This window comes from Nocardioides pymetrozini (genome assembly GCF_046058985.1).
GTDB lineage: Bacteria > Actinomycetota > Actinomycetes > Propionibacteriales > Nocardioidaceae > Nocardioides.
This window is the reverse complement of sequence record NZ_CP175556.1, coordinates 2,660,716-2,685,941: the sequence shown is the minus strand read 5'-3', so window position 1 is coordinate 2,685,941 and position 25,226 is coordinate 2,660,716. Positions and strand designations below refer to the sequence as shown.

At 72.8% G+C, this 25,226-nt stretch carries 23 protein-coding genes; 14 read left to right on the top strand and 9 right to left on the bottom strand.

Annotation, left to right across the window (positions count from 1 at the left end):
- Positions 1-64: 64 nt before the first annotated feature.
- From ACJ5H2_RS13080 to ACJ5H2_RS13065, 4 genes are read right to left on the bottom strand one after another with little or no spacing between them, the layout of a single operon-like run.
- Positions 65-1,297 (bottom strand): ABC transporter permease, encoded by a 1,233-nt coding sequence (locus ACJ5H2_RS13080; RefSeq protein WP_408895842.1) that lies wholly within the window; start codon positions 1,295-1,297, stop codon positions 65-67.
- The gene (locus ACJ5H2_RS13075; protein WP_408895841.1) at positions 1,294-1,998 is read right to left on the bottom strand and encodes an ABC transporter ATP-binding protein; all 705 of its coding nucleotides are present in this window, start codon (positions 1,996-1,998) and stop codon (positions 1,294-1,296) included. Before ACJ5H2_RS13075 ends, ACJ5H2_RS13080 begins: the two co-directional genes overlap by 4 nt.
- On the bottom strand, positions 1,995-3,062 hold the full coding sequence (locus ACJ5H2_RS13070; RefSeq protein WP_408895840.1) for a peptidoglycan-binding protein: 1,068 nt from the start codon (positions 3,060-3,062) through the stop codon (positions 1,995-1,997). The genes ACJ5H2_RS13075 and ACJ5H2_RS13070 overlap by 4 nt, the downstream gene beginning before the upstream one ends.
- A 1-nt stretch (position 3,063) precedes the next feature.
- Positions 3,064-3,603 carry a hypothetical protein gene (locus ACJ5H2_RS13065; RefSeq protein ID WP_408895839.1) on the bottom strand — a complete coding sequence of 180 codons (540 nt, stop codon included), beginning with the start codon at positions 3,601-3,603 and terminating at the stop codon, positions 3,064-3,066.
- A gap of 193 nt (positions 3,604-3,796) precedes the next feature.
- On the opposite strand from ACJ5H2_RS13065, the gene ACJ5H2_RS13060 reads away from it, so the two are divergent.
- Together ACJ5H2_RS13060 and ACJ5H2_RS13055 are read left to right on the top strand one after the other, a co-directional pair.
- Positions 3,797-4,456, top strand: coding sequence for a response regulator transcription factor (locus ACJ5H2_RS13060; RefSeq protein WP_408895838.1), 660 nt, complete (start codon positions 3,797-3,799; stop codon positions 4,454-4,456).
- A complete protein-coding gene (locus ACJ5H2_RS13055) occupies positions 4,453-5,634 on the top strand; it encodes a sensor histidine kinase (RefSeq protein WP_408895837.1) in 1,182 nt (393 codons plus the stop codon). The genes ACJ5H2_RS13060 and ACJ5H2_RS13055 overlap by 4 nt, the downstream gene beginning before the upstream one ends.
- Here the strand turns inward: ACJ5H2_RS13055 and ACJ5H2_RS13050 are convergent.
- Genes ACJ5H2_RS13050 through ACJ5H2_RS13040 form a run of 3 tightly spaced genes read right to left on the bottom strand, consistent with a single transcriptional unit; the run spans position 5,631 to position 9,594 of the window.
- Positions 5,631-6,992: a flavin monoamine oxidase family protein gene (locus ACJ5H2_RS13050; protein ID WP_408895836.1), complete on the bottom strand. Its 1,362-nt coding sequence runs from the start codon at positions 6,990-6,992 to the stop codon at positions 5,631-5,633. The genes ACJ5H2_RS13055 and ACJ5H2_RS13050 overlap by 4 nt on opposite strands.
- A 5-nt stretch (positions 6,993-6,997) precedes the next feature.
- Positions 6,998-8,074, bottom strand: coding sequence for an alpha/beta hydrolase (locus ACJ5H2_RS13045; protein WP_408895835.1), 1,077 nt, complete (start codon positions 8,072-8,074; stop codon positions 6,998-7,000).
- Entirely contained in the window at positions 8,071-9,594 is a 1,524-nt protein-coding gene (locus ACJ5H2_RS13040) for a flavin-containing monooxygenase (protein WP_408895834.1), read from the bottom strand. The genes ACJ5H2_RS13045 and ACJ5H2_RS13040 overlap by 4 nt, the downstream gene beginning before the upstream one ends.
- A 207-nt stretch (positions 9,595-9,801) precedes the next feature.
- On the opposite strand from ACJ5H2_RS13040, the gene ACJ5H2_RS13035 reads away from it, so the two are divergent.
- From ACJ5H2_RS13035 to ACJ5H2_RS13005, 7 genes are read left to right on the top strand one after another with little or no spacing between them, the layout of a single operon-like run.
- Positions 9,802-10,458, top strand: coding sequence for a hypothetical protein (locus ACJ5H2_RS13035; RefSeq protein WP_408895833.1), 657 nt, complete (start codon positions 9,802-9,804; stop codon positions 10,456-10,458).
- Positions 10,451-11,809: a glutamine synthetase family protein gene (locus ACJ5H2_RS13030; protein WP_408895832.1), complete on the top strand. Its 1,359-nt coding sequence runs from the start codon at positions 10,451-10,453 to the stop codon at positions 11,807-11,809. Before ACJ5H2_RS13035 ends, ACJ5H2_RS13030 begins: the two co-directional genes overlap by 8 nt.
- The gene (locus ACJ5H2_RS13025; RefSeq protein ID WP_408895831.1) at positions 11,809-12,570 is read left to right on the top strand and encodes a gamma-glutamyl-gamma-aminobutyrate hydrolase family protein; all 762 of its coding nucleotides are present in this window, start codon (positions 11,809-11,811) and stop codon (positions 12,568-12,570) included. The genes ACJ5H2_RS13030 and ACJ5H2_RS13025 overlap by 1 nt, the downstream gene beginning before the upstream one ends.
- Entirely contained in the window at positions 12,567-14,189 is a 1,623-nt protein-coding gene (locus ACJ5H2_RS13020; protein ID WP_408895830.1) for a class I adenylate-forming enzyme family protein, read from the top strand. Before ACJ5H2_RS13025 ends, ACJ5H2_RS13020 begins: the two co-directional genes overlap by 4 nt.
- Positions 14,186-14,971 carry an enoyl-CoA hydratase/isomerase family protein gene (locus ACJ5H2_RS13015; protein ID WP_408895829.1) on the top strand — a complete coding sequence of 262 codons (786 nt, stop codon included), beginning with the start codon at positions 14,186-14,188 and terminating at the stop codon, positions 14,969-14,971. The genes ACJ5H2_RS13020 and ACJ5H2_RS13015 overlap by 4 nt, the downstream gene beginning before the upstream one ends.
- A complete protein-coding gene (locus tag ACJ5H2_RS13010; protein ID WP_408895828.1) occupies positions 14,968-16,065 on the top strand; it encodes a Zn-dependent alcohol dehydrogenase in 1,098 nt (365 codons plus the stop codon). Before ACJ5H2_RS13015 ends, ACJ5H2_RS13010 begins: the two co-directional genes overlap by 4 nt.
- 13 nt (positions 16,066-16,078) lie before the next feature.
- Positions 16,079-17,533, top strand: a complete 1,455-nt coding sequence (locus ACJ5H2_RS13005) for an aldehyde dehydrogenase family protein (protein WP_408895827.1) — start codon at positions 16,079-16,081, stop codon at positions 17,531-17,533.
- A 38-nt stretch (positions 17,534-17,571) separates the two neighbouring features.
- Here ACJ5H2_RS13005 and ACJ5H2_RS13000 read toward each other — a convergent pair whose 3' ends face one another.
- Positions 17,572-18,207, bottom strand: a complete 636-nt coding sequence (locus ACJ5H2_RS13000) for a TetR/AcrR family transcriptional regulator (RefSeq protein ID WP_408895826.1) — start codon at positions 18,205-18,207, stop codon at positions 17,572-17,574.
- A 182-nt stretch (positions 18,208-18,389) separates the two neighbouring features.
- Here ACJ5H2_RS13000 and ACJ5H2_RS12995 point away from each other — a divergent pair, with 182 nt between their 5' ends.
- The 3 genes from ACJ5H2_RS12995 to ACJ5H2_RS12985 are packed head-to-tail and all read left to right on the top strand — an operon-like array spanning position 18,390 to position 22,007.
- Positions 18,390-19,859 carry an MFS transporter gene (locus tag ACJ5H2_RS12995; protein WP_408895825.1) on the top strand — a complete coding sequence of 490 codons (1,470 nt, stop codon included), beginning with the start codon at positions 18,390-18,392 and terminating at the stop codon, positions 19,857-19,859.
- 37 nt (positions 19,860-19,896) lie between these two features.
- Positions 19,897-20,655, top strand: coding sequence for a hypothetical protein (locus ACJ5H2_RS12990; protein ID WP_408895824.1), 759 nt, complete (start codon positions 19,897-19,899; stop codon positions 20,653-20,655).
- Complete coding sequence (locus tag ACJ5H2_RS12985; RefSeq protein ID WP_408895823.1) at positions 20,652-22,007, top strand: NAD(P)/FAD-dependent oxidoreductase; 1,356 nt, start codon at positions 20,652-20,654, stop codon at positions 22,005-22,007. The genes ACJ5H2_RS12990 and ACJ5H2_RS12985 overlap by 4 nt, the downstream gene beginning before the upstream one ends.
- Here ACJ5H2_RS12985 and ACJ5H2_RS12980 read toward each other — a convergent pair.
- Positions 21,993-22,625, bottom strand: a complete 633-nt coding sequence (locus ACJ5H2_RS12980) for a TetR/AcrR family transcriptional regulator (RefSeq protein ID WP_408895822.1) — start codon at positions 22,623-22,625, stop codon at positions 21,993-21,995. The genes ACJ5H2_RS12985 and ACJ5H2_RS12980 overlap by 15 nt on opposite strands.
- A 107-nt stretch (positions 22,626-22,732) precedes the next feature.
- On the opposite strand from ACJ5H2_RS12980, the gene ACJ5H2_RS12975 reads away from it, so the two are divergent.
- A complete protein-coding gene (locus tag ACJ5H2_RS12975) occupies positions 22,733-24,391 on the top strand; it encodes a helix-turn-helix domain-containing protein (protein WP_408895821.1) in 1,659 nt (552 codons plus the stop codon).
- Positions 24,392-24,536: 145 nt separating this feature from the next.
- The gene (locus ACJ5H2_RS12970) at positions 24,537-25,211 is read left to right on the top strand and encodes a fumarylacetoacetate hydrolase family protein (protein WP_408895820.1); all 675 of its coding nucleotides are present in this window, start codon (positions 24,537-24,539) and stop codon (positions 25,209-25,211) included.
- Positions 25,212-25,226: the final 15 nt, after the last annotated feature.

Here is a 25,226-nt window from a genome sequence, read left to right as displayed (position 1 = left end):
GGCGGGCGCTCGCCAGTGCAGCGCATCCCGTGTTCAGCCTGCGTAAGGCTGGTGGCCGGCGTGCTCACACCGACCTCAGCGCCTCGGTCGGCGGCACGGCGGCGGCACGGTTGGCGGGGTAGATGCCGACCACACCACCGATCAGGCAGGCGGCGAGGAGGCCGAGCAGGACCGGGCTCCAGGGCACGACCACGCCCCAGCCCTGCGAGGTGGCGTAGGCGACCGTGCCCAGCACGCCGAGGCCCGCGCCCGCCAGGCCGCCGATGACCGAGAGCAGCACGGACTCGGTGAGGAACTGGGACCCGATGTCCCAGCGGGTGGCGCCCAGCGCTCGTCGTACGCCGATCTCCCGACGTCGCTCGAGCACGGAGATGACCATCGTGTTGGCGATGCCGACGGCTCCCACCAGCAGCGCGACGGCGCCGAGCCCGAGGGTGAGCGTGGTCAGCGACTCGTCGGCGGCAGCCTGGGCCTCCAGTGCGTCGGAGGGCCGGGAGACCGACACCTCGGACGGGTTGGCAGGCTGCGCGGTGGCCGCCAGGAGGGACCGCGCCTCGCCGACCCTGCCGTCTACCGCCCGGGTGTAGATCGTGCTGGGCGGCAGGTCCGTGCCCCACAGCTCGGTGGCGACGGCCGGCCCGACGAGGACCAGCTCGTCGAGCTCGGGCGCGAGGACCACGGGATCGAGGATCCCGACGACGGCCAGCCAGCGTCCGGAGACCCAGATCCGCACACCGTGGGCGAGCGCCGTGGCGTCGATGGCGAGGCGTCGCGCCGCGGTCGCGCCGAGGACGACGACCGGGAGGGACGGGTCGGCCCGGTTGATCCAGCGCCCGGCGGAAAGGTCGGCGGCGACGACGTCCAGCAGGGACGGGTCCGCGGCGGCCACGCCGAGTCCGGAGGTCTGCTCCTCCGGGATCAGCGGGTTCTTGCGGACCGTCGCATCGACCGCCCGGACGGCGGCGACCGCGTCGACGTCGTCCATCCGGCCGATCATGGCCACCGACTCGTCCGGCAAGGTGGCGTCCTCGCCCGTGAAGTCCTGGCCCGGCTGGACGGTGAGCAGGTTGGTGCCGAGCGCCGCCAGCTGGCGGTTGAGGTCTGCACGGCTGGACTCGGCCAGGCCGAGCACGCCCACCAGGGCGGTGATGCCGATCGCGATCCCGAGCGCGGAGAGCGCCGTACGAGCGGGGCGGCTGGACAGCCCGAGGACGCCGATCCGGAACCGGTCGGAGGTGCGCAGCCCGCCGCGTCGGGCGACCTGCCGGGCCGCGCCGCGTGACGTCCGGGCGCTCATGCCGTCGCTCCCACGCACTCGTCGGCGACGATCCGCCCGTCGCTGATCGTCACCACCCGGGGGGCCCGGTCGGCGACCCGGCCGTCGTGGGTGATCAGCACGATGGTGGTGCCTGCCGTGTGGAGGCGCTCGAACAGCGCGAGCACCGTCGCTCCGGACGCGCTGTCGAGGTTGCCGGTCGGCTCGTCGGCCAGGAGCACCCGCGGCTCGTGGACCAGCGCCCTCGCGACGGCGACGCGCTGGCACTCTCCGCCCGAGAGCTGGGCGGGGCGGTGGTCGAGGCGGTGACCGAGGCCCACGCGCTCCAGCGCCTCCGCGGCGCGGCGGCGCCGCTCGGCACGTCGTACCCCCTGGTAGAGGAGGCCGTCGGCGACGTTCTCGAGCGCGGTCTGGCGCTCGAGGAGGAAGAACTGCTGGAAGACGAAGCCCAGCTCGGTCGCCCGCAGCCGGCTCAGGCCGGCGTCGGAGAAGGAGGACAGCTCGTGCCCGCCGATGCGCACCGCGCCCGCGGTGGCGCGGTCGAGCGCTCCGGCGAGGTTGAGCAGGGTCGACTTGCCGGAGCCCGAGGGCCCGACGATCGCGACATACTCTCCCTGCCGTACGACGAGGTCGACGCCGTGGAGCACCGTCAGTGCCCCGTCGCCCGCTCCGTAGGTGCGGGTCACCTGCTCGAGCTCGAGCACGGGAGCGGGCGCGCTCATGGGGTCACCACGACCTGGTCGCCCTCGTCGAGGTCGCCGCTGACGGCGGCCGTGGTGTCGCCGAAGCCCTGCGTGGCGACCTCCACCAGCCGGCGGCCGTCGTCGTCCACCACCTCCACGCCGTAGCCGCCGCCGGCGAGTGCGACGAGCGCGGAGACGGGAACGATCAGCACGTCCTCGGCGAGGACGCCGGAGAAGGACACCAGGGTCGACGCGCCGTCCAGCTGCGCGCCCATCGCCCGTCGGGCCTTGCGGCCGCCGGGCTCGATGGTGACGGCCAGCATCTCCTCGGACTTCTCGTCCTCCGGCGGCACGGTCTCGACGTCCGTCACGCGCCCGCGGGCCGTCGTGCCGTCCGCGAAGCGCAGCTCGACGACCGCCCCGGGCGCCGCGAGGCTCCGGCGCGAGGGCTCCAGCTCCACGCGCACCCGGCGCTCGTCGGTGCTGGTGGCCAGGACCGTCGTGCCCGGCTGGACCTGGTCGCCGACGGTGACCGCGGTCGACGCGACCCGCTGGTCGCCATCGGTGAACACGACGCTGCCGAGGGGCAGACGTCCGGTCTCCTCGAGCTCGTGGTCCTCCTGCCACTGCCGGACCGCGCGCGTCGTGGCCCAGGTCCACTCCTCGTCGACCTCCAGCGTCGCGTCCTCGGGATAGCCGAGGTCGCTCAGCGCCGCCTCGAGCTGCCGCACGTCGCGCCCGTCGTCCATGCCCGGCTCCAGGTCCCGCCACGCCGGAACGCGGCCGTCGAGCCGGAACACCGGCGAGCGGTCGACCTCCCACAGGCGCCCGCCCTCACGGATCGTGCGCCCCTCGCGAGGCAGCCAGGTGACGGTGCCGGCCAGGTGGGTCGCCAGGTCGTGGCCCGCGCCGTACTCCAGCGACCCGCTGGCGGAGGTCGTCTCGACGAGGTCGCCGCGGCGGACCGGGACGGTGGTGGCCGCGCCCGCCGCCCCGTCGTCCGGCGCCGCCCCCGGGTCGGAGTCGGTGCCGACCGCGGTGACAGTGCCGGCGGCCAGTGCGATCACGAGACACGCGCCGCCGACGACGTACCCGGTGCGCATCTCACTGTCCGCCTTCCAGTGCGGGAGCCTCGAGCCCCGACTCCTCGGCGCACGCGGCGTGGTCCTTCTGGAACTCCGGGTCGGTGGGGTCGACGCCCCCGCCGAGCTCGGCCCGGACCTGCCCGCCGTCGAACTGGGGGTCGGGGATGTCCCAGCCGCGCTCTCGCATGCAGGCGGCCTGGGCGAGCATGGCCTCCTTCTGCTCGGGGTCGACCTTCATGTCCTCGGCGTCGGGCAGCACGTCCTCGATCAGGTGATGGCACTTCTCCTCGGCGGCACGGGCGGTCTCGGGGTCCACCTCCTTGCCGTTGATGAGGAGGCCGCCGCCGGCGCCCGGCTTGGGATCGTCCATAGGGACGCCGTTCTCGCGCATGCAGGCGGCGAAGTCGAGGAAGGCGTCCTCGCGCTCGGCCGCTGTCGGCTCCTTGGGACCGGCGCCGTCGCCACCGTCCTTCCCGGTGTCCGACTGGCAGGCGGTCAGCAGGGTGCACAGCAGCGCGGCCACGGCACCGGCCTGCCACGTCTTCGTCGTGCGGATCATGGGTTCCTCCTCGAGCTGGGGATCGGGTGGGACCACCTCACCGCCCGGCGGGTTCGGGCAGCGTTGGCCGGCGACGGGTCTCCCGGCCCCGGGCCTTATCCCCGCCACATCCACGTCTCTGGGCCGTGCTCTCTCAGCGGCTCCTTGGCCGGTTCTTACGCGGACTGAACCGAAGGGCTGGGACCCTGCTGGCATGCGCGTGCTGGTCGTCGAGGACGAGGAAGTCATGGCCGATGCCCTGTTGCTGGGCCTGCGCCGGGCCGGCTACGCGGCCGATGCCGCCCACGACGGGGCCGCGGCACTCGAGCTCAGCGGGCTCAACCCCTATGACGTCGTCATCCTCGACCGGGACCTCCCGGTCGTCCACGGGGACGAGGTGTGCCGGCGCCTGGTCGCGGGTCAGCAGGGGCCTCGGATCCTGATGCTCACCGCGTCCGGGCAGTTGGAGGACCGCGTCGGCGGGCTGCAGCTCGGCGCCGACGACTATCTCCCCAAGCCCTTCGCGTTCGCCGAGCTGCTGGCCCGGGTCGACGCCCTGTCCCGTCGGAGCGAGCGGCTCGTGCAGCCCGTGCTGCGACACGGGGAGCTGGAGGTGGACACCGCTCGTCGGGAGGTGCGGCGGGCGGGCGCGCCGGTTCCCCTCACGCTCAAGGAGTACGGCGTCCTCGTCGAGCTGGTGCGGGCCGAGGGCGCCGTCGTCTCGGCCGAGGAGCTGCTCCAGCGGGTGTGGGACGAGAACGCCGACCCGTTCACCAACGCCGTGCGCGTCACCATGGTGGGCCTGCGGCGCAAGCTGGGTGCGCCCGACCTGGTCGAGACCCTGCGCGGCTCGGGCTACCGGATGGTGCGATGAGCGACGGGGTGCTCGAGGACCGCGGACTGAGCGTGCGGTGGCGGCTGACCGTCGTCTACACCGCGGTCGCCGTCGCGTCCGCCGCCGTACTGCTCGCGGGGATCTACGTTCTCGTCAGCCTGCAGCAGCGCCGCAGTGTCCTGATCGGCGACGTGGACCCGATCACGACCGAGCTGGCCGGCCCCTCGCCGAACGGCGACATGGTGGTCCGGCGGGCGATCGTCGACGCGCAGGCCGTCGCGGTCGACAACACTCTGCGCAACCTCCTGGTGTGGTCGGCCGTCGGACTGCTCCTGATGGCGGCGGTGTCGGTGCTCGTCGGCTGGATCTTCGCCGGCCGTGCGCTGCGGCCGGTGCACGTCATCACCAGTCGGGCGCGGCGCATCTCGGCCGACTCCCTGGACGAGCGCCTCGCGATGGACGGCCCCCGCGACGAGCTGCGCGAGATGGCCGAGACCTTCGACTCACTGCTGGACCGGATCCAGGAGGCCTTCGCGTCGGAACGGCGTCTGGTGGCGACGATGTCCCACGAGCTGCGCACGCCCCTGGCCAACCAGCGCGCCGCGCTCGACGTCGCCCTGACCGACCCGGACGCCTCGACCGACGAGCTGCGCGGCGCGGCGGAGACCGCCCTCGGCCAGGCGGTGCGGGCCGAGCGCACCATCGACGCCCTCCTGGCCCTGGCTCGGGTGCAGGCCGGCGCCGAGGAGGCGCGGCTCGTGCCGGTGCCCCTGGATGCGATGGTGGCCGAGGAGCTCGAGGTCGCCCGACGCTCGGGTCCCGACCTGCGCTGGAAGGTCGACCTCGAGGCCGTGACGGTGCCGGCGGCCGAGGAGATCCTGCGGCGCGCGGTGGCCAACCTCCTGCAGAACGCCGTCGTGCACAACGCCTCGCGCGGCCGGGTCGAGGTCCGCGTCCGCGCGGACGACGGCGGGGCGGTGCTGGAGGTCGTCAACGACGGTCCGGTCGTCGACGGCTCCGCCGTGAGCTCGCTCGTGCTGCCGTTCCGGCGCGGGAGCGCCGATCGCACCGCGTCGGGCCGGGGCACCGGCCTCGGGCTCACCATCGTGCAGGCGGTGGCCGACCTGCACCACGGCAGCCTCGAGCTCACCCCGGTGCCTCGCGGCGGTCTGCGCGCGGTCCTGGTGCTTCCGGGAGGGACGGCCGGCGCTCCCTAGCCGCCCGCCAGGGCGGCCCGGACCTCCAGCCCAGCCCGCTCACCCGAGGCCGCCGCGTCGGCGAGAGACGGGACGTCGAGCTGGTAGTCGCCGGCGAGGTGCACCGGGCCGAGGCTCTCCCTCAGCACCGGCAGCGTGGCGCGCTCGCCGGGGGCCCAGAAGGGCACCACCCGGGGGTGACGGCGCACGATGCCGGCGTCGACCTTGCCCTCGAGCTCGGGATAGAGGGAGAGCAGGTCGGCCGTGAACCGGGCCACGATCTGCTCGTCGGTCAGCCGGAACAGCGCATCCGCCTCGGCGCCGCCGGCGAAGCAGGCCAGTGCGCCGCCGGGCCGGCGTGCGCCCGGACCGCGCAGGGCCGCCGCGTGGTTGAACATCGCCTGGAAGGACAGCCGCGGGGTCGAGACGGCGATGTAGTCGTCCCACCGCTGGGGGCCCTCCTCGTGGGTGAAGAAGCCCACGACGACGTACCGCCCGTAGCGGATCGCCTCGAACGCGGCGCGGTAGGCCACGGGGAGGCTCGGCATGATCTTCAGGGCGACGTCGGCGGGCACGGCGACGACGGCCCGGCGGGCGCGGATCCGTGCGGGTCCGCCGGCGTCGGCGTAGTCGACGGTCACGCCCTCCGCGGTCCACTCCACGCTCGACACGGGCGAGCCCAGCCGGAGCCGGTCGCCGAGGTCGGAGGCGAGGACGTCGGTGAGGGTCTGGTTGCCGCCCTCGGGCAGCGCGAAGTTCGGCACCTTGGCGGGGTCGGTGAGCAGGATCCCCATGGAGTAGACGAACTGGGTCGCCGCCGTCTCCTCGGGCTCGCAGCCCATCCACTGCCCCGACCACGAGCGCACCATGTCGCGGGCCAGCTCGGAGCCGAGGCCGTCGAGCACGTACGCCGCCGGCCGGGCGTCGAGCCTGGCGCGCACGCGCCGGGACCAGGGGTTGTCGATGTGCGGTTCCAGGAAGGGCGCGTTGGCCAGGATCCGGGCGCCGATGGCGGCAAGGCTGAGCTTGTCCCTGACGCTCATCCGGGAGCGGAACATCAGGCCGAACGGGTTGGAGGTGTCGACGACCCGTCCACCGAGGGACAGGGCGACCCTCTTGCCGGCCAAGGAGCCCATGGGGACCTGGTGACGCTCCAGCGCGTCGATCAGCGGGCCGGTGCCCTCGGTGAACTGGGTGCCCAGGTTGATCCAGTAGTCGCCGCGACGCACGGTGTCGACGCGGCCGCCGGCGCGGTCGGTGGCCTCGAGGACGACCACGTCGCGGTCGGCGAGCGTGGTCGCCGCCATCAGGCCGGCCATGCCGGCGCCGATCACGACGATCTCGTGGGTCTCCTCGCGGGCGTGGGATGAGGTCGCCATGATGCTCAGCTCGCCTTCGTGGTGGTGGTCTGGTCGGCGCTGTCGAGCGCCTTCGCGATGGAGGCGACCAGCCGCTCGGTCGCCCGCCGGCAGCTCGGGCTGACCGCGGTGTAGGACAGGTAGCCGTGGACCAGGCCCGCCTCGCGGTCCACCCGGGTGGGGACGCCGGCGTCGAGGAGGGCGGTGGCGTAGGCGAGTCCGTCGTCGTGGAGGGGGTCGAAGCCCGCGAGGTTGACGATCGCGCGCGGCAGCCCCTCGAGCGACGAGGCGCGGTACGGGGAGACCCGCGGGTCGGCGACGTCGGTCCCGGTGGGGAGGTAGCTCTCGACGAACCACGCGATCTGCTTGGCCGACAGGGCCGGCGAGCCGGCGAACTCGTCCTGGGACGGCCGGTGCTCCACCAGATCCGTGACCGGCTGGATGAGCACCTGGAGCATCGGCTGCACTGCCTCTCCCCGCACCTGCTGGCACAGGACGGCGGCGATGTTGCCGCCCGCACTCTCGCCCGCGACGACGATCCGGTGCGGGTCCACGCCCCACGAGGCCGCATGCTCGACGACATGCCGCCATGCGGTGAGGGCGTCGTCCTGCGCCGCCGGGAAGGGGTGCTCGGGTGCGAGGCGATACTCGACGGACACGACGTCGGCGCCGGTGCCGTGTGCGAGCATGCGCGCCGGGGCGGTGTAGCTGGCCCGGCTGCCGATGACGAACCCACCGCCATGGAAGAAGAGGACCAGGCCACGCCCGGGCGTCCCGCTGCTGTAGCGGGTGGCCGGCAGGCCACCGCCGAGGTCGAGCTCCTCCTCGACCCTGCACGCGGCAATGCGCGAGGCGAACAGGGCCAGGTCGCGCTCGGTCGTCGCCCGCGCCTCGGCGGGCGGGAGGTCGCTGTAGTCGGGACCGGACTCGCCGAGCTTCATCAGCAGCGCGACGTCGGGGGCCATGGTGTCCCCGGCAGTGTTCGTCGCCGGTCGCGCCACGATCCGCTGCACCCCGGCGGGCAGGCGGCTCAGGAGGACGAGCACCGCACGCTGCACGCGCTGTGCGACGGTGAAGTGGGGGGTGCTCATCGGGGTGCTCATGACGCCGCCTCGACGCTGACCAGGCGCGGCGCCTCGGCGGCCCGCTTCGAGAACTGCAGGTCGCGGTGGATCAGACGTCCCTTGAAGAGCCGGTTGTCCTTCACGAAGGTCGTGTGCATCCGCCACGGCTTGCCGGCCCCCTGGCGCGGCAGCTCGGCCTCGGCCCGCTGCATGTAGCCGGCCGAGAGGTCGAAGAGGCTCTGGGTCGGCATCCCCTCCGGCGCGACGGGCACCGCCGTGTCGTACCCCTTGCGGTCCATCTCGCGGATGACCTCAGCGACGAGGCGCGTGACGTTGCGGATCCGCAGGGTCCAGGTCGCCTTGGTGAAGCCGAGCATCATCGCCCAGTTGGGCACGCCCGAGATGAGTGCGCCGTGGTAGAGCGGGGTGCCGGCGACGTCGACCGGGGTGCCGTCGACCGTCGGCCTGATGCCGCCGAGCATCTGCATGACCAGACCGGTCGCGGTGACGATGACGTCGGCCTCGAGCGTCCTCCCGGACTTCAGGAGGATGCCCTCCGCGGTGAACCGCTCGATCTCGTCGGTCACCACGTCGGCGTTGCCCTCCCGGATCGCCTCGAAGAAGTCACCGTCGGGCGTGGCGCACAGGCGCTGGTCCCACGGGCTGTACGGCGGCGCGAAGTGGGTGTCGACGTCGAAGCCGGCCGGCAGCTCCTTCGCGGTCATGCTGCGCAGGAGCTTGCGTCCGAAGGTGGGGAACCTGACGAGCACCGTGACGATGAGGTGGTCGCGCCAGATGTTCTTGATCCGGGTGAGGCGGTAGCCGAGCCTCGTGCCGAAAACCTTCAGCAGGAGCTGGGCGATCGTGTCCACCCGGGGCATCGATGCGACATAGCTGGGCGTGCGCTGGAGCATGGTCACGTGGGCCGCGGCCCCCTCGCCGGTCAGCATCGCGGGCAGCATCGTGACGGCGGTCGCACCGCTGCCGACGATGACCACGTGCTTGCCGCTGTGGTCGTAGTCCCGGGGCCAGTGCTGCGGGTGGAGGATGTCGCCCCGGAAGTCCTCGCGACCCGCGAAGTGGGGCTCGAAGCCCTCGTCGTACCTGTAGTAGCCGGTGCCGCTGAAGACGAAGCCGGCCCTGACCGTCTTGTGGGTCTCGGTGCCATCCTCGTCGGTCACCGTCACGCGCAGGGTCCACTGCGCCTCCTCGCTGGACCAGTCGGCGGCGGTGACGCGGTGGCGCAGGCGCAGGATCCTGTCCAGACCGAACTCGGCGACCGTCTCCTCCATGTAGCCGCGGATGAGGTCGCCGCCCGCGATCGCCTCCTCGTGCAGCCACGGCTTGAACTCGTAGCCGTAGGTGTGGACCGAGTCGTCGGACCGGATGCCCGGGTAGCGGAACAGGTCCCAGGTGCCACCGATCGCGTCGCGCCCCTCGAGGAGCAGGAGCTTCTTGTCCGGGAAGTCGTCCATCAGGTACTTCGCGGCACCGATGCCGGAGAGTCCGGCGCCGATGACGACGATGTCCGCGGTCTCGGTGGTCGTCTCGTGCTTCATCGCTGCGCCCTTCAAAGTTAGTCAGTTGATTAGGTCTGATGACCAAGTGTGTGGCAGGGATCACCCGCCGTCAAGGGGCGAGCCCGCCGCGATCTCTGGTGAACGGATCCGGGCAGGTGGTTGACAAGGAGTGATCCACGTCCCACCATCATGGTCAAACGTTCGAGTCATATGACTAAGAACGCGCACCAGCCCGGAGGACGAGGAATGACCGAGAGCACGACGATCGAGGCGCCACCGCCGCAGCGCAGGGCGACGACACGGGTCGGCGTCGAGGAGGACGGGACCCCGCTGGTCCGTCTCGTCGGGCGCACCCTGCGCGACGCGACGACCGCCGCCGGGCCCGACCCCCTGGCCGGACTCTCGGGCAGGGTCGGCATCCGGTCCCATGACACCCCGCAGGCCGTGACCGTCGCCCTCGGTGCGGGACTCGTGGAGGTGACCAGCGGGATCCTCGCCGAGCCCGACGCGAGCGTGGTGGTCGACCTGCACGCGCGCTTCGCACCGACCCAGGAGCCGGTCGGCGACGCCGAGCTGGCGGCCGCCCTGCTGGACGCGCTCCGCCTGCCGCTGCCTGCCTGGCGAGAGGCGGCGGCACACTTCTGGTCGGTCACCCGTGCGGTCCCGGGCATCCCGGACGTCCTCGTGGTCGAGGCCTTCGGACCGGACGGTCCCGAGCACGGTCGCTTCGGTGAGGGAACGACGACCTATGGGATCGCCGGGCCGGCCGACCTGCTCGCCGGGGTCTTCTGCGGCGCCGACGACCTCCTCGCCTCCCTGGCCGCCGGCGTGCAGGTCCGCGGCACCCTCGCGCAGCTGTCGGTGATGACGGCCGCCTCGTGGAAGGTTCGCCTCGATGTCTGAGCTCACCCTGCCCGCGCCCACGGCGCACCGGAAGGCCGTGCGCCTCGAGGCGACCAACCACGAGGGAAGCCTGCTGGGCAAGAACGTCTCACCGGCGAAGTTCGAGGCGGGCAAGGAGTCCGGCTTCGCCTTCGCCGACATCCTGTTCGCGATCGACCTCAGCAACGAGATCGTGCTCGGCGACGCCTTCCCCGACTGGCGCGGCAACCTCTACGACATCCAGATGGTCCCGGACCTCGCGACCCTCGTCGAGTGGAGGCCCGGCCTGGACGCGGTGATCGGCGACTACTGGCTCCAGGACGGCACGCCCGTCCCGATCTGCCCGCGCAACCTGGTCAAGCGACTGGTGGCGCGCCTGGCCGACCTGGGCTACGACGTCACGGTCGCCGTCGAGATCGAGGCGACCCTGTTCGAGGAGTCCGTCCAGGAGGCCCGGGCGCGCGACTACCAGGACCTGACGCCCCTCGGTGGCAGCACCGGGGCGACGTACCATCTCGCGCGGTCGAGCGACTGGGTCGCCTACATGGAGGCGGTGGTGGACCGGCTCGACCGGGTCGGCATCGCGTGGGAGGCGTGGACCGACGAGGCCGCGCCGGGCCAGACCGAGCTCAACCTCGCGCCCACCGACCCGGTGCGCCTCGGCGACGGCTGGGCCCGGGCCCGGCAGGTGATGCGCGAGGTGGCCCACGACCAGGGCCACACGGTCTCGTTCATGGCCAAGCCCACGGCCGGGTTCGGTCAGGGTGCCCACATCAACATCTCGCTCCAGCGCGACGGGGTGAACGAGTTCTACGCCGAGGACGGCCCCTCCGAGCCGATGCGGCACGCGGTCGGCGGGCTGCTCGCCACGATGGAGGGCAACACGTCCATCGCGCTGCCCCAGATCACGTCCTACCGCCGTCTGGTCGACCTGACCGGTCCGCCGACCACGGTCAGCTGGGGCGTCAACAACAAGACCGCGGCAGTCCGGGCGCTCACCGGTCACCCGAGGTACTCCCGGCTGGAGTACCGCCTGCCCGGCGCCGACGTGAACCCCTATCTGGCCCTCGCGGGCGTGCTCGCCGGCGTGCTCGCCGGCGTCGAGCGCCGGATCGAGCCGCCGGAGCAGGTCACGGAGATGGCGTGGTGCCTGCCCGAGAGCTGCGGCCTGCGGCGGATCCCCGACACCATGTCCAAGGCCGGGGCCGCGCTGGACGCTGACCCGCTGCTGCGCGCCTATCTCGGCGACGAGTTCGTCGACTTCTGGGTGGCCTCGCGCCGGTGGGAGTGGATGGAGTTCCACACCAAGGGCGGCGACCCGTTCGCCGAGCTCTCCGCATGGGAGTCCCGACGCTACTTCGAGTTCCCGTGATGAGGCCGCTGATCGGCATCACCGGACGCCGCTTCCGGCTCTCCCTCATCGAGGGCTCCGACGAGAGGTACGGCGACCGGTGCATCGACACGTCGATGTCCGACTTCGCGACGAGGATCGCCGACGCCGGCGGGCTCCCCGTCCAGCTGACCTACGACACCGACCCGGATGCCGTGTGCGCGTGGCTGGCCGGCGTCGTCATCACGGGCGGCCAGGACATGCATCCGGCCTGCTGGGGCGGGGACACCGCCGTCGTCCGCGGCGTCGACCCGCGCACCGACCCGATGGTCCACGACCGCGAGCGCGACGAGTACGAGGTGGCCGTCGTCCGAGCCGCGCTCGACCGGGGGATCCCGGTGCTGGGCGTGTGCCGGGGCCTGCAGGTGCTCAACGTGGCCCTGGGCGGCACCCTCGTCGCCGACCTTCCTGCGGGACCCGTGAGCCATCTGTCCGAGGAGTGTGCGCCGACCGACGGGACCGTCGACCATCTCGTCGCCTTCGAGCCCGGCTCGATCGCGGCCGGGCTGTTCGACGGTGACGTCGTCACGAACTCCTGGCACCACCAGGCCGTCGACCGCTGCGGCGTCGGCGTCGTGGTGACCGGCCGGACGAGCGACGGCGTCGTCGAGGCGATCGAGGTGCCCGGGCACCCGGTCCTCGGCGTGCAGTGGCATCCCGAGTGGATGAAGAGCTCCGATCCCACGCTGAGCTGGGTCGTCCGCGAGGCGGTCCGCTTTCTCGACCTGAGGACCGACCAGTGACCACGCATCAGGCGCGCCCGACCCCTCAGCCCGTCGTCCCCGCCGAGCGGATGGGCGAGGAGCCCTCCGTCCCGACCCTCACGGGCCTGCTGGCGCAGCGTGCCGCGGACGCGGGGGAGCGAGAGTTCCTCCGCTTCGGAGAGTGGTCCTGGTCGTTCGCGGAGATCGACGCGTGGACCTCACGGCTGGCGCACCGGATGATCGCGGTCGACGGTGTGCGGCCCGGCGACCGGGTGGCGATCATGCTGCCGAACGTCGTGCACTGGCCCGTGGTGTGGCTGGCCGCCCTCAAGGCGGGGGCGGTCGCCGTACCGGTCAACTGCGGCTACCAGCGCGGCGACCTCGACTTCGTGCTGCGCGACTCCGGCGCGCGGGTCGTGTTCACCGACGCAGAGCGCGCTGGCCTGGTGACCGAGGTGGTGGCGGGGGAGTCGGAGCTCGCCGGCGTCGCGGTGGTCGACGTGGCAGACGACGGCTCCGAGCGCTTCCCCGACTCCGCCCCGCCGATCCCGGCCGAGGTGGGCACGCTCGCCAACCTGCAGTACACCTCGGGCACCACGGGCTTTCCGAAGGCCTGCATGCTCACGCACGGCTACTGGGTCCGACTGGGCTGGATCTGCGCCGCCGTCGCCGGCCTCGGCGCGGACGACGTGCTCCTGACCGCCCAGCCCTTCTCCTACATGGACCCGCAGTGGAACACCGCGCTCGCGCTGACCGTGGGCGCGCCGCTGGTCGTGCTGCCGCGCTTCTCCGCGTCGACCTTCATGGCCGACGTGCGACGCAGCCGCGCGACCTTCTTCTACGTGCTCGGCTCCATGCCGACCCTCCTCTTCAAGCAGCCGCCGTCGCCGGACGACCGCGACAACGACCTCCGCGCGGTGTTCTGCTCCGGCATCCCGGTCGCGCTCCACGCCCAGCTCGAGGAGCGGTGGGGCGCGCCGTGGCGGGAGGTCTACGGCATGACCGAGTCCGGGATCGACCTGTTCAGCCCGTTCGACGACACCGCGGCGGTGGGCAGCGGCAGCCTCGGTCGGCCGGTGGCGACCAAGCAGGTCCGGGTCGTCGACCCCGCCGACCCCTGCGTCGACGCCGCCCCCGGCGAGCCGGGCGAGCTCGTCGTCTCCGGCGTCCCGATGATGGGCGGCTACTGGAACCGGCCCGACGCCACCGCGGCCACGCTGCGCGACGGCTGGCTGCACACCGGCGATCTCGTCGTACGCCGCCCCGACGGCGGCGTCCAGCTCGTCGGCCGGATCAAGGACATGGTCCGCCGCGGCGGCGAGAACGTCGCCTGCGCCGAGGTCGAGGCCGCCCTCGAGCGGGACGACCGGGTCGTCGCGGCGGCCGTCGTCGCCGTACCGGACGAGGTGCTCGGCGAGGAGGTGAAGGCCTTCGTCCAGCTCCGGGACGGGGTCCCCGCCGACCGGGCCACCGCCCAGCAGGTCCTCGACGGTGCCGGCGCGCGGCTGGCGCGCTTCAAGGTGCCTCGCTACGTCGAGTTCGTCGCCGACCTCCCCCGCACCCCCTCCGAGCGCGTCTCCAAGCCCGCCCTCAAGGCCCGCGCGGCGGAGCAGCCCGGGACCACCCACGACTTCGCCCGACCGAGGAGCCGAGCATGACCGCCCCCACCACTCCTGCAACCCAGCACATCGCCGTCGACGTCGTCCGCGACGTCGCCGTGCTCACCCTCGACCGGCCCGAGAAGCTCAACGCGCTCACCGTCGCCATGCGCCGACGCCTCGCCGCGCTCGTGCGGGAGTTCGGCACCGGCCGGCGCGTGCGGGGGATCGTGCTCACCGGCCGTGGGCGCGCCTTCTCCGCCGGCGAGGACCTGACGCAGGCACCGACGACCGAGGCGGAGGTCCACGAGGCCTTCGAGAGCTTCCACGACGTGACCCGCGCCGTCCTGGAGACGCGCGTCCCGGTCATCGCCGCGGTCAACGGGCTGGCGGTCGGCGGCGCCTCCGAGATCACCCTGTGCTGCGACGCACGGGTCGGCACGGAGGCCACCGAGTACTTCCAGCCGGAGAACGCCCGCGGCCTCACCATCTCCAACGCCACGAGCCTCCTCCTGCGCCGGCTGGTCGGGAACCACGCCCTGCGCATGGTCATCGGGTCCGAGCGGATCGGGTCCGCCGAGGCGCTGCGCATCGGCCTGCTGGACGAGGTCGTCGAGCCCGGCGCGCTCGTGGAGCGAGCCGTCGACACGGTCCGCGCCTGGACGCCCCAGGGCGGCACGACCGCCCTCCACCTCGCGCTGCTGCGGCCCCGGACCGCCGAGGTCGAGGCCGCCTTCGAGCGCGAGGACCGCGCTGCCCACGAGGCCTGGACGAGCGGGCTGCTCACCGCCGGCGTCGCCGGCTTCTGGAACACCAAGCAGACCGAGGAGACCACCGCATGATCACCACCCGAGCCGCCGTCCTCACTGCGGTGAACGAGCCCCTGGAGCTGACCGACATCCGGGTGGACGACCCGGAGCCGCACGAGGTGCGGGTCGCGGTCACCCACGTCGGCCTGTGCCACAGCGACCTGCACTACATGACCGGCACCGTGCCCACCGAGGTCCCGGTCGTGGTCGGTCACGAGGTGGCCGGAGTCGTCGAGTCGGTCGGCTCCGCGGTCACCTCCCTGCACCCCGGCGACCGCGTCACCGGCGCCCTCACCCCGCCGTGCGGCGGCTGCGTGAACTGCGACGCCGGGCACTCCACCCAGTGCCTGCGCCTCGACGAGGTACGCCGCCGCCAGCGGCCGGCCTTCCAGACCGTCGACGGCCGGCCGATCGAGCGTCTCGCCGCGATCGGCGCGTTCTCGCAGCACATCCTCCTGCGGGAGAGCGCGCTGGTGCGGCTGCCCGACGACGTACCCCTCCAGGTCGGGTGCCTGCTGTCGTGCTGCATCGTCACCGGCGTCGGAGCGGTCTTCCGCGGCGCCGAGGTGCGCCCCGGCAGCACCGTCGCCGTGATCGGCTGTGGGGGTGTCGGCTCCGCCATCATCCAGGGCGCGCGGCTCGCCGGTGCCTCGGCGATCGTTGCCATCGACCTCGACGAGGACCGGCTCAAGGCCGCCCGCGCGTACGGCGCCACCCACGTCGTCAACGGCGGCGACGGCGACACCGTGGCCGAGGTCCGGCGACTGCTCGGCGACGGCGTCGACTACGCCTTCGAGGCGGTGGGCTCGGCCCACACCGCGCAGACCGCCCTGGCCCTCGTCCGGGCGACCGGCACCGCCTGCCTCGTCGGCATCGCGCCGATGGGCACCGAGCTCACCGTGCCGGCCCTGGACTTCTTCTTCCAGGAGAAGCGGCTCATCGGCTCCTACATGGGCTCGGGCCAGGCCCGCGAGGACATCGCCCAGTTCGCGCGCCTCTACCAGCAGGGCCGGCTGCTGCTCGACGAGATGGTGACCCGCGTCGTGCCCTTCGCCGAGATCAACGAGGGCTTCGAGGCCATGAAGTCCGGTGACGTCACGCGCATCGTCGTCGACCTGCGCTCCTGAGAGGAGACCCACCATGAACGACAGCACCATCCCCCAGCCGAGGAACTACATCGCCGACGAGTGGTGCGAGGGGACGACGGGCGACGCCTGGAACCTCGACCCGAACACCGGCGAGCCGATCCACCGCACCGTGAGCACGGCTCCCGACGACGTCGAGCGCGCCCTCCACCACGCCGAGCAGTGCTACGACGTCGGCCGCTGGGACGAGGCGGCGCGCGAGGAGCGGGCGGCGGTCCTCGACCGCGTCGCCGACCTGCTGGACAGGCGTGCGGAGGTCATCGCACGCACCGACGCCCTCACCAGCGGTACGCCGATCGGCGTCACCCGCCTCGTCGCCGCCTTCCTTCCGCACCGGATCCGCGCCACGGCGGAGGACCTGCGCCGGATCCCGCGGGTGACGGCCCTCGAGGCAGGCGGCCGCGACGTCCGCCTGCACAAGGTCCCGTGGGGCCCGGCCGCGATCCTCACTCCCTGGAACGGGCCGAGCTTCATCCCCGCCGCCAAGGTCGTCAGCGCCGTCGCTGCCGGGTGCCCGGTGATCCTCAAGCCCTCCGAGCATGCGCCCGGCAGCGCCCAGGTGGTCGTCGAGTGCTTCGTCGAGGCCGGGCTGCCGGCCGGCGCTCTGCAGCTCGTGCACGGCGCGGGTGACGTCGGGGCCCGGCTGAGCGGGGACCCGCGCGTCAAGATCGTGTCGTTCACGGGTGGTCCCGGCGCGGGCCGGGCGATCGCCCGCGCCGCCGCCGAGGACTTCAAGGTGCTCCAGCTCGAGCTCGGCGGCAACAACCCCGTCGTCGTACTCGACGACGCGGACGTGGACGTCACCGCCGACGGCATCCTCGACGGGATGACGAAGCTCAACGGTCAGTGGTGCGAGGGGCCGGGCAAGGTGCTCGCTCCGCCGGCCCTGGTCGCGCCCCTCGTCGAGGCGCTGACGGAGCGGATCTCCAAGCTCGTGGTCGGCCACTCGCTCGACGAGGACGCGCAGGTCGGCCCGATCTCCAACCGGCCGCACCTCGAGACGCTGCGCGCCCGCGTCGAGGGGCTCCGCGACCTCGGTGCCGAGATCCACCAGCCCGCGCGGCTGCCCGAGCTCGCCGGCTGGTTCCTCTCGCCCACCGTCGCCGTGGGCGCCGACCCGACCCGCGCCACGGCCGAGCTGTTCGGGCCCGTGGTCTCCGTGCACGCCGTGGACTCGGCCGAGGAGGCCCTCCGGGTCGCCAACGCGAGCCCCTCGGGTCTCGACGCCTACGTCTTCGGCACGGACACCGACCGCGCGATCGAGGTCGGGGCGCGCATCGTGGCCGGCGAGGTGCGGGTCAACGGGGCGAAGGTGGCCGACCTCGGCGACGACTCCGCCCAGAGCTTCTGGGGTCCCGCGGGCATCGGTGGCCACGGCCCGGCGGAGTCGGTGCGGGTCTTCTGCGGCGACCGTGTCGTCGGGGTCGACTCGCCGGACCTGCCCCTCTGAGCAGCGTCGGGGGAGCGCGCCCGGGCCGCGACCGGCGCTCAGGCCCTGGTCGCGCGCCTGCGCCGCGCCGGCTTGGCGCCGGCGGCGGCGAGCCGAGCCGCGAGCCAGGTGTCGAGCACGGAGCAGTTGATCTCCATCTGCGCCCGCGCGACCGTGGCGTCGCCGTAGGTGAGCCAGTTGACGGCGAAGCCGTCGGCCAGCGTGGCGAGCACGTAGGCGACCTCGTCGATGACCTCGGGCGCCACCGGATCCGCTGCAGCGGCCTCGGTGAGCGCCTTGCGCAGGGCGTCGAACGCCTGGTCGTAGACGGCGATGCCGCGGGCCCCGTGCTGCCGGCGGGCCCAGCTGACGAGCTCGAACGTCGCGGCGGTGAAGCTGGGCGAGTCGAGATAGCACTCCATGACGCCCCGCAGGATCGCCTGGCTGGCCTCCGGCAGGGTGGTGTGCGGGTCGCTGCCCTCGATCACCTCGCGGTACCTGCCCGTGACGAACTCGTAGACGTCCGCGAACAGGTCCTCCTTCGAGTCGTAGCAGTAGTGGAGCATGGCCACGTTCGCCTGGGCCTGCTCGGCGATCCGGCGCGTGGTGGCGCCGTCGATCCCGTTGCCGGCGATGACCTCGACGGCGGCGTCGATGAAGTCGCGACGTCGCTGTGCGACCGGGATCCGTGCCATCGGGGCCTCCAGGTGGGTGGGCGCCGCGAAGTTGGGCGCTTGTCTAAGTCATTGCCGAGCGTAGCAGCCGGACCGCGAGCAAGAACTTGGTCAAACAACTTGGTCATACATCTTGATCGAATGACTAAGTTCGGCCTAGCGTATGAGCCGGATCACATCGCCCGCCCGATCGGAGACCACGCATGACCCAGACCCACGAGGCGCCCGGAAGCGGCCGCCGTACGCCGGCAGCGCGGCAGTCGGGCAGAGGGACGCTCGTCGGCATCGGCGCACTGCTCGTCGTGCTGACCAACGCGGTGATCTTCATCCTCCCGCCGCTGCTGCCGGTCATCCAGGCGCAGTACGGGCTGGCCACCGTCGCCGAGACGACCTGGCTCTACACGGTCCTCACCCTCGGCGGTGGTGCGGGCTTCATCCTCCTGCCCCGTCTCGCCGACCTCCACGGCGACCGGTTCGCGAACGTCGCTGCGGCCGCCTTCCTCACGGTCGGGGCGTTGGTCCCGGCCGTCGGCGACTCCTACCCGACGCTGCTGGTCGGCTGCTCGCTGATGGGCTTCGGCGGGGCGGCTCAGGTGCTGCCCCTCGGCTTCCTGCGCCGCGGCCTGGGGGAGGGCGGCATCGCGGTCGCGGTCGGCGTCCTGGTCATCGGCACCGGGGTCGGCATCGTCGCCGGGATGGTCGGCGGGGGGCTGATCGTCCAGAGCCTGTCGCTGCAGAGCTTCTTCGTGGTCCTCACCGTGATCGGTGCGGTGACCACGCTCGCGTCGTACCTGCTGATCCCGAACGCGCCGCCCGCCGAGCGGGGCGGCCGCATGGGCGTCGTCGGCACCGTGTGGATGATCGGCTGGGTCGCGGCGATCCTCCTGACGCTGACCCAGGGCCTGGTGTGGGGCAACGCGGCCCTGGTCCCTCTGGCGCTCGGCGTCGTCGGCGGCATCGCCTGGATCCGGGTCGAGCGCAGGTCGTCGACGGCGGTCTTCGACGTCGCGCTGATGAAGGCCCCTCTCGTCACGGCCTCGTGCGTGTGCATCGCGCTCTTCGCCGCCGTGAACTCCGCCTTCCTGCTCCTCGTCAGCACCTACGCGCAGATCATCCCCGAGGCGCTGCGCCCGGTCGATGCCTACGGCCTCGGCCTCAGCGCCCTCGAGACCGGCTGGCTCATGCTGCCGTTCGCGGTGACCTTCGTCGTGGGCGGGGCCGTCGTGGACCGCCCCGTCAACAACGGGCGCGTGGTGCCGGTGTTCGTGGCCGGTGCGGTCGTCAGCGCCGCCGGGCTGGCCTGGCTCGCCCTCGCCCACGACCGGCCGTGGCACTACCTCGTCGGTGCCGCCGTCATCGGCCTCGGCTGCAGCATCGGCTACGCGGCGGGCTTCACGCTGGTGCAGCTCGCCGTGCCCGAGGAGAAGGCGGGGATGGCGACCGGGGTCGCCGGCACCTTCCTGGCGGTCGGCTTCGCCTTCGGCACGGCACTCGTCAGCGCCGACCTCAGCGCCTCGCTCGTCCCGGTCCCCGGCACCACGCTCGAGGTCGCCGCCGAGAGCCTGTACGGCGTCGGCTACTGGCTCGCCGGCGCGCTCGCCCTCGCCGTGGTGCTGACCGTCCTGGTGTCGACCGCCCGCACCCGTCGTCGTACCGGCGGGGTCGCGGCCTGACCGGCCGACCCGACCCCCTCACCCCAAGGAGAGAGACATGAAGGAAGACATCTACGGCCTGACCTTCCTGGTCGCCGACATCGTCATGATCGTGTGCGGCTACTGGGCCGGTTGGCGTCTCCTCAAGCGCCACCGCAACTACCTGCTCGGCATCGAGTGGTTCATCGTCGCGACCTCCGGCGTGAACTTCCTGGTCTGGGCGCTGCGCTTTGCCGACGACCCCGAGGGCGGTCAGGAGAGCGGGCAGTACGCCTTCGCCTTCTTCCTCGACGCGTTCTCGCGCTCGGTCGGGATCACCCTGCTCCTGGTCGTCGGGCTGATGGCGGTGACGCACCGGTACAAGGCGAGCCTCGCGGTCGAGATCGGCATCTTCGCCCTGGCGATCGCATGCGGTCTCTTCCTGGCTCAGCCGAAGTACCGCGCCCACGTGGACGACAACGGGGAGTTCGTCCTCCACCAGGGCCCGGCCACGTTCTACCTGGTGGTGAACCTGCTGACGCTGGCCTTCCTCCTGTACGTCGTGAAGCGGCTGTGGGAGATCGGAGCCACCCGCGTCGCCGTCGCGACCCTGGCGGTGAGCCTCGCCGGGACCGCCATCGCGCTGACCTACGACTTCTTCCCGCTGCCCGACTCGGTGGACCCGCTCGAGGACCGTGCCCTCTTCTACACCTTCGCGCTCACCGTGTGGGGCCTGCAGCTGCTGGTCTACCTCTTCGCCTACCGCGCCCTCGACGCCCACAACGTCGCCACGGGTGCCGCACCGGCCGGCGAGCACCGCAAGGCGGTGCGGGCATGAGGACCGACCGCGTCGAGTACCTCTCCTTCACGGGCTGGGTCGAGCCGCCCAGCGACGTCCGGCCTCCGCCGGACGGTGACATCGACTGCCGGGTCGCCGTCGTCGGTGGCGGCATCAGCGGGATGTCCACCGCCCTGCGCCTGGCGCAGCGCGGCCAGGACGTGGTCCTGCTCGAGGCGGAGTTCTGCGGGCACGGCGCGAGCTCCCGCAACGCTGGTCAGCTGGCCGGCGCCCCCGGCGGTGACCTCCAGCTCCTCAACCTGCTCTCGCGCCGGAAGATGCCGGGCATGATGCGCCTGGCCGAGAACGCCGCGCGCCACGTGGAGGAGTTCATCGCCAAGCACGACATCGACTGCGAGTACGAGGCGACCGGCAACGCCTTCGCCGCGGTCTCGCGCGGGCAGATGGGCCGGGTGCGGCGGGTGGCGAGGATCGTCACCCGCGCCGGCGGTCACGTCGAGGTCGGCACCGCCGCCGAGCTCGGCATCCCGCGCGGCTTCGTCGGCGGCATGCGCGAGGTCGTGGGCGGCCGGATGAATCCCGGCAGGTTCAGCCTCGGCATGCGCCGGGTGCTGCTCGACTCGGCCGCGCGCGTCTTCGAGCGGACGAAGGTCACCGACATCGTGCGCGAGGGAGGGCAGGTCGTCATCGCGACCCCGCACGGACGGGTGCGGGCCGACCGGGTCGTGCTCGCGACCAACGCCTACGCCGGCGAGTGGGGCATCACGCCGCGGAACCTGTCGGTCCCGATCTACGTGGTCGAGGTGGAGACCGAGCCGATCGACCCCGCGCGGCTCGCCGCGCTGGGCTGGACGAGCGGGATGGGGCTGGTGACCCAGCACGCGATCATGGAGAACTACCGGCTCACGCCACGCAACACCATCGTCTTCGGCGTACGACGGCTCGAGCGCGGCAGGTCCTACCCGCTGCCGGAGCGGACGCCCGACCCCGCGCTGGTGGAGGAGCTGGCCGGTGCCTTCGCCACGCGGTTCCCGTCCCTGGCCGACGTCGCGGTCGAGCGCGCCTGGGGTGGGTGGATCGCGATCACCTCGTCCTGGCTTCCCGTCGCCGGACGGATCGGCGAGGAGGTCCTCTACTCGATCGCCTGCAATGGGCACGGCCTCGCCCAGGCGCCGTACGTCGGGACGCTCATCGCCGACGCGATCGTCGACGGCGAGCGCCACCCGGACCTGCAGACGCTGTGGCACGACCAGCCGCGCTTCCCCCGTCCGATGATGATGGGCCGGGCCGGGCTGCGGGCCATCTGGGCGGTCGACCGCTTCAACGACCGGGTGAACGGCAGCCGCCGCAACGCACGGCGCGGTGCCGCCAGCGGGTCAGGTGCGTGCTGACGAAGGACTGAGCGCGGCCCCGTCGAGGACCAGGTCGACGAGATCGCCGAGACGCTCGCGCAGGTCGAACGGCGGCCGTCCCGGGCCGATCCATGCCCGGAGGATCGCGAAGTAGCCCGTCGCGATCGTCATGCCCACGAGCGACGGCTCGACGCCGGGACGGAGCTCGGCGCGCCGCCGTCGTAGGACGCTCGTGAACTCGTGGGAGAGCGGGTGGTCGTCGAGCAGGTCCAGGGCGACGACGGCGGCTCCGATGAGCGCGGTGGTCTCGCGCCGTGAGGCACCGCTGATGGCCGCGAGCTCCTGCATGATGGCCGAGAGCTCGTCGCGCAGCGAGCCCGCGGCGACCGTCGGGGGGAGGGCGTGGAACGCGCGCGCCCGGCGACGGGCCGACCACTCGTCGAGGAACGCGGACTTGCGCGCGAAGTAGTTGAAGACCGACGTCCGCGCGACGTCGGCGCGCGAGGCGATGTCGTCCATCGTGGTCGCCTCGTAGCCCTGCTCGACGAAGAGCTCGACCGCCGCGTCGAACACCCGGTCGCGACGCTGGCCACGACGACGGGCGCGCGCGGTCTCCCGGGAGCTGTCCTCTCCGAGGTCTGCCCGGTTCGCGGTCATCGCTTCTCGCTTCCTTGGTGACAGACAGGGCGGTCGCAGCGTACGCTGCCAGAACTTGAACTCGGGTACAAACTTGGATGTGGATGTAACTGAGGGGGCCGGGTGCCGTGACCCTGCAAGCACAGCCGTTGCCGGTGCTGTCGTCGGAGCAGTACCTGCGGCGGCTGCTCGCCGCCAAGGACGTGACCCAGGCGCTGCAGATCGCCGCGGACCACGTGGCGCAGGCGCTGGCGTGCCCGGTCGCGTGGGCCGGTCTGGTCGAGGGCGACTACCTCGTCATGGGTGCACATCACGGGGTCGAGTCCACCGAGATGGCGGCGGCCTGGCGGCTCAAGATCGGCGAGGGCATCGGCGGACGGGTCGCCCTCGAGGGCCGGCCGCAGATGAGCCGCGACTACCGGCACGACTCGCGGCGCGTGCCGTTGCTGAAGCGCCTGATCGACAACGAGGGGATCCAGGCGACCCTCATCGTGCCGATCCTCCTCGCCGAGCACACGCTGGGAGTCCTGTACGCCGCCCACCGGCACCCCTACCCGTGGACCGAGGCGGAGCAGGAGGCGCTGGAGCAGATCGCGCACGACCTCGGCGTCCGGCTGCGCCAGCTCGACGTCGACGGACGCCGCCAGCGGCTCGCCGACCTGGCGGAGCGTCGTTCCGACCGCGCGCGGCGCAACACCGAGGCGGGGGCCCGGCTCGCCGGCAGTCTCGCCCACCAGGCCGATCCGGGCGCGGCGCTGGACCTGCTGGCCCACGAGGTGGGCGGACGGGTGGAGCTGCGCCAGTCCGACGGCACGCTGATCCGTGCCTCGGGCGAGCTCGGTGAGGGCAACCCGCGCGTCGTCGGGCGGACCGTGCTGCACGACTGCGACGACCTCACCGTGGTCGTCGTCCACACGCGCGAGCCCGACGAGCACGCGCGGGCGTTCATCGACCTGTGCATCGGGCTGTTCCGGCTCCAGCTCCTGCGGGTGAGCGAGCGGGAGCGGACCACGCAACGACTCCAGGGCGGTCTGTTCGACGACCTGCTCGGGGGCAGGGTGCACGACCCGGACTCCTTCCGGGAGCGGATGGCCCTGATGGGCGTCAGCGTCCAGCCGGGCGCACAGGTCGTGGTCGCCGGCCTGCGCGACCATCCCGACGACCTCGTCCGCCCCGAGCGGCTGGAGCGCCTGCTCCGCAGCGCCGTGCCCGGCGTCGTCACCGTACGCCGGGCGAACCGGCTGGTCGCGATCGTCGGGCCGTCGGGCCGTCCCGGCCGAGAGGTGCGCGACCAGCTCAGCTCCCTCGTGGCTCGCGCCGAGGGCTCCTGGATCGCGGGGCTGGGTCGCGGCTGTGCCGAGCTGATCGACTACTCGACGTCGTACGACGAGGCACGGGCCGCCTGCGAGCTGATGATCCGCGGCGACGTCGAGGGTCCCGTGGTGACGGCGCACGAGCTCGGGATCCTCGGCATGGCCAGCCTGCCCCCGGCTCACCTGCGCACCACCGTGCGCGACGTCCTCGGGCCGCTGATCGACCTGGATGCGCAGCGGGGTACCGACTTCCTCCCGACCCTGCGGGCCTATCTCGCCCACGACCGGCACCTGCCCGACACCGCGGCGGCGCTGCACATCCACTACAACACCGTGCGCAACCGGATCGCGCGGATCGAGACGACGTTGGGCGTCGACATGCGCGACGTCGACGATCGCTTCCGGCTCGAGACCGCGCTGCGGATGCATGCGCTCAGCGAGGCGCTGGGCCACCCCGGCCTCGACCTGCGGTAGCCGTCTCCGGCCGGTCGCGGGGGGCTGTCACGGCGTGACAGCCGCCAGGCCGGTTTCTGTCGGGCGGCGCTCTAGGTGACGGCCATCACATCGCGTGAGGGTGGTCGCACCCCACCGGACGACCCGCGGAAGGAGGCCCGGTCACATGAGGCTCGCGAGCTTCGCCGCGAACGGCGCGACCCACGTCGGTGTCGTGGACGGCTCCTCGGTCGTCAGCCTCGGTCTGGCCTCCGCGGGCGACCCCCGGTTCCGCACGATGCGGCACCTGGTGGGTGCGGGAGCCGCCGCGCTGGCCGAGGCCCGTGAGCTCGCCGAGTCCCATCCCGCGCACGCGGCGTACGACGTCGACGACGTGACCCTCCTCGCGCCGCTGCCCGACCCGCCGCGGGTCCACGGGCGACCTGCGGGAACGAGGTTCGCGACCGGCCCCGGCGAGCTGGTCAGCCCGGCGCCCGACGGCGGCCTCGCGATCGGGCTCGTCGCCGTGGTCGACGTCGACGCCGGGCTCTTCGGCGCCACCATCCTCGCGGGCGCCCAGGGCCCGGTCCTGGTGACTGACGACGAGCTTCGCCTGCTCGGTCCGGACCTCCCGGTCGAGATCCGGGTCAACGGCGCCACCCGGTGCCGGACCGCCTTCCCTCAGGCCGTCGCCGGGCTCGAGCGCCGCGTCGAGGCGACGGGGCCCCACCGGGCCGGCTCGCTCGTCGTGCTCGACCTCCCGCTCCTCACGGCGTCCGACACCCGGCCTCTTCGCGACGGCGACGAGGTCCAGGTCGAGGTCGCCGGTCTCGGACTCCTCCGCAACCGCATCCAGCTGTAGACCGAACCGCCCCTC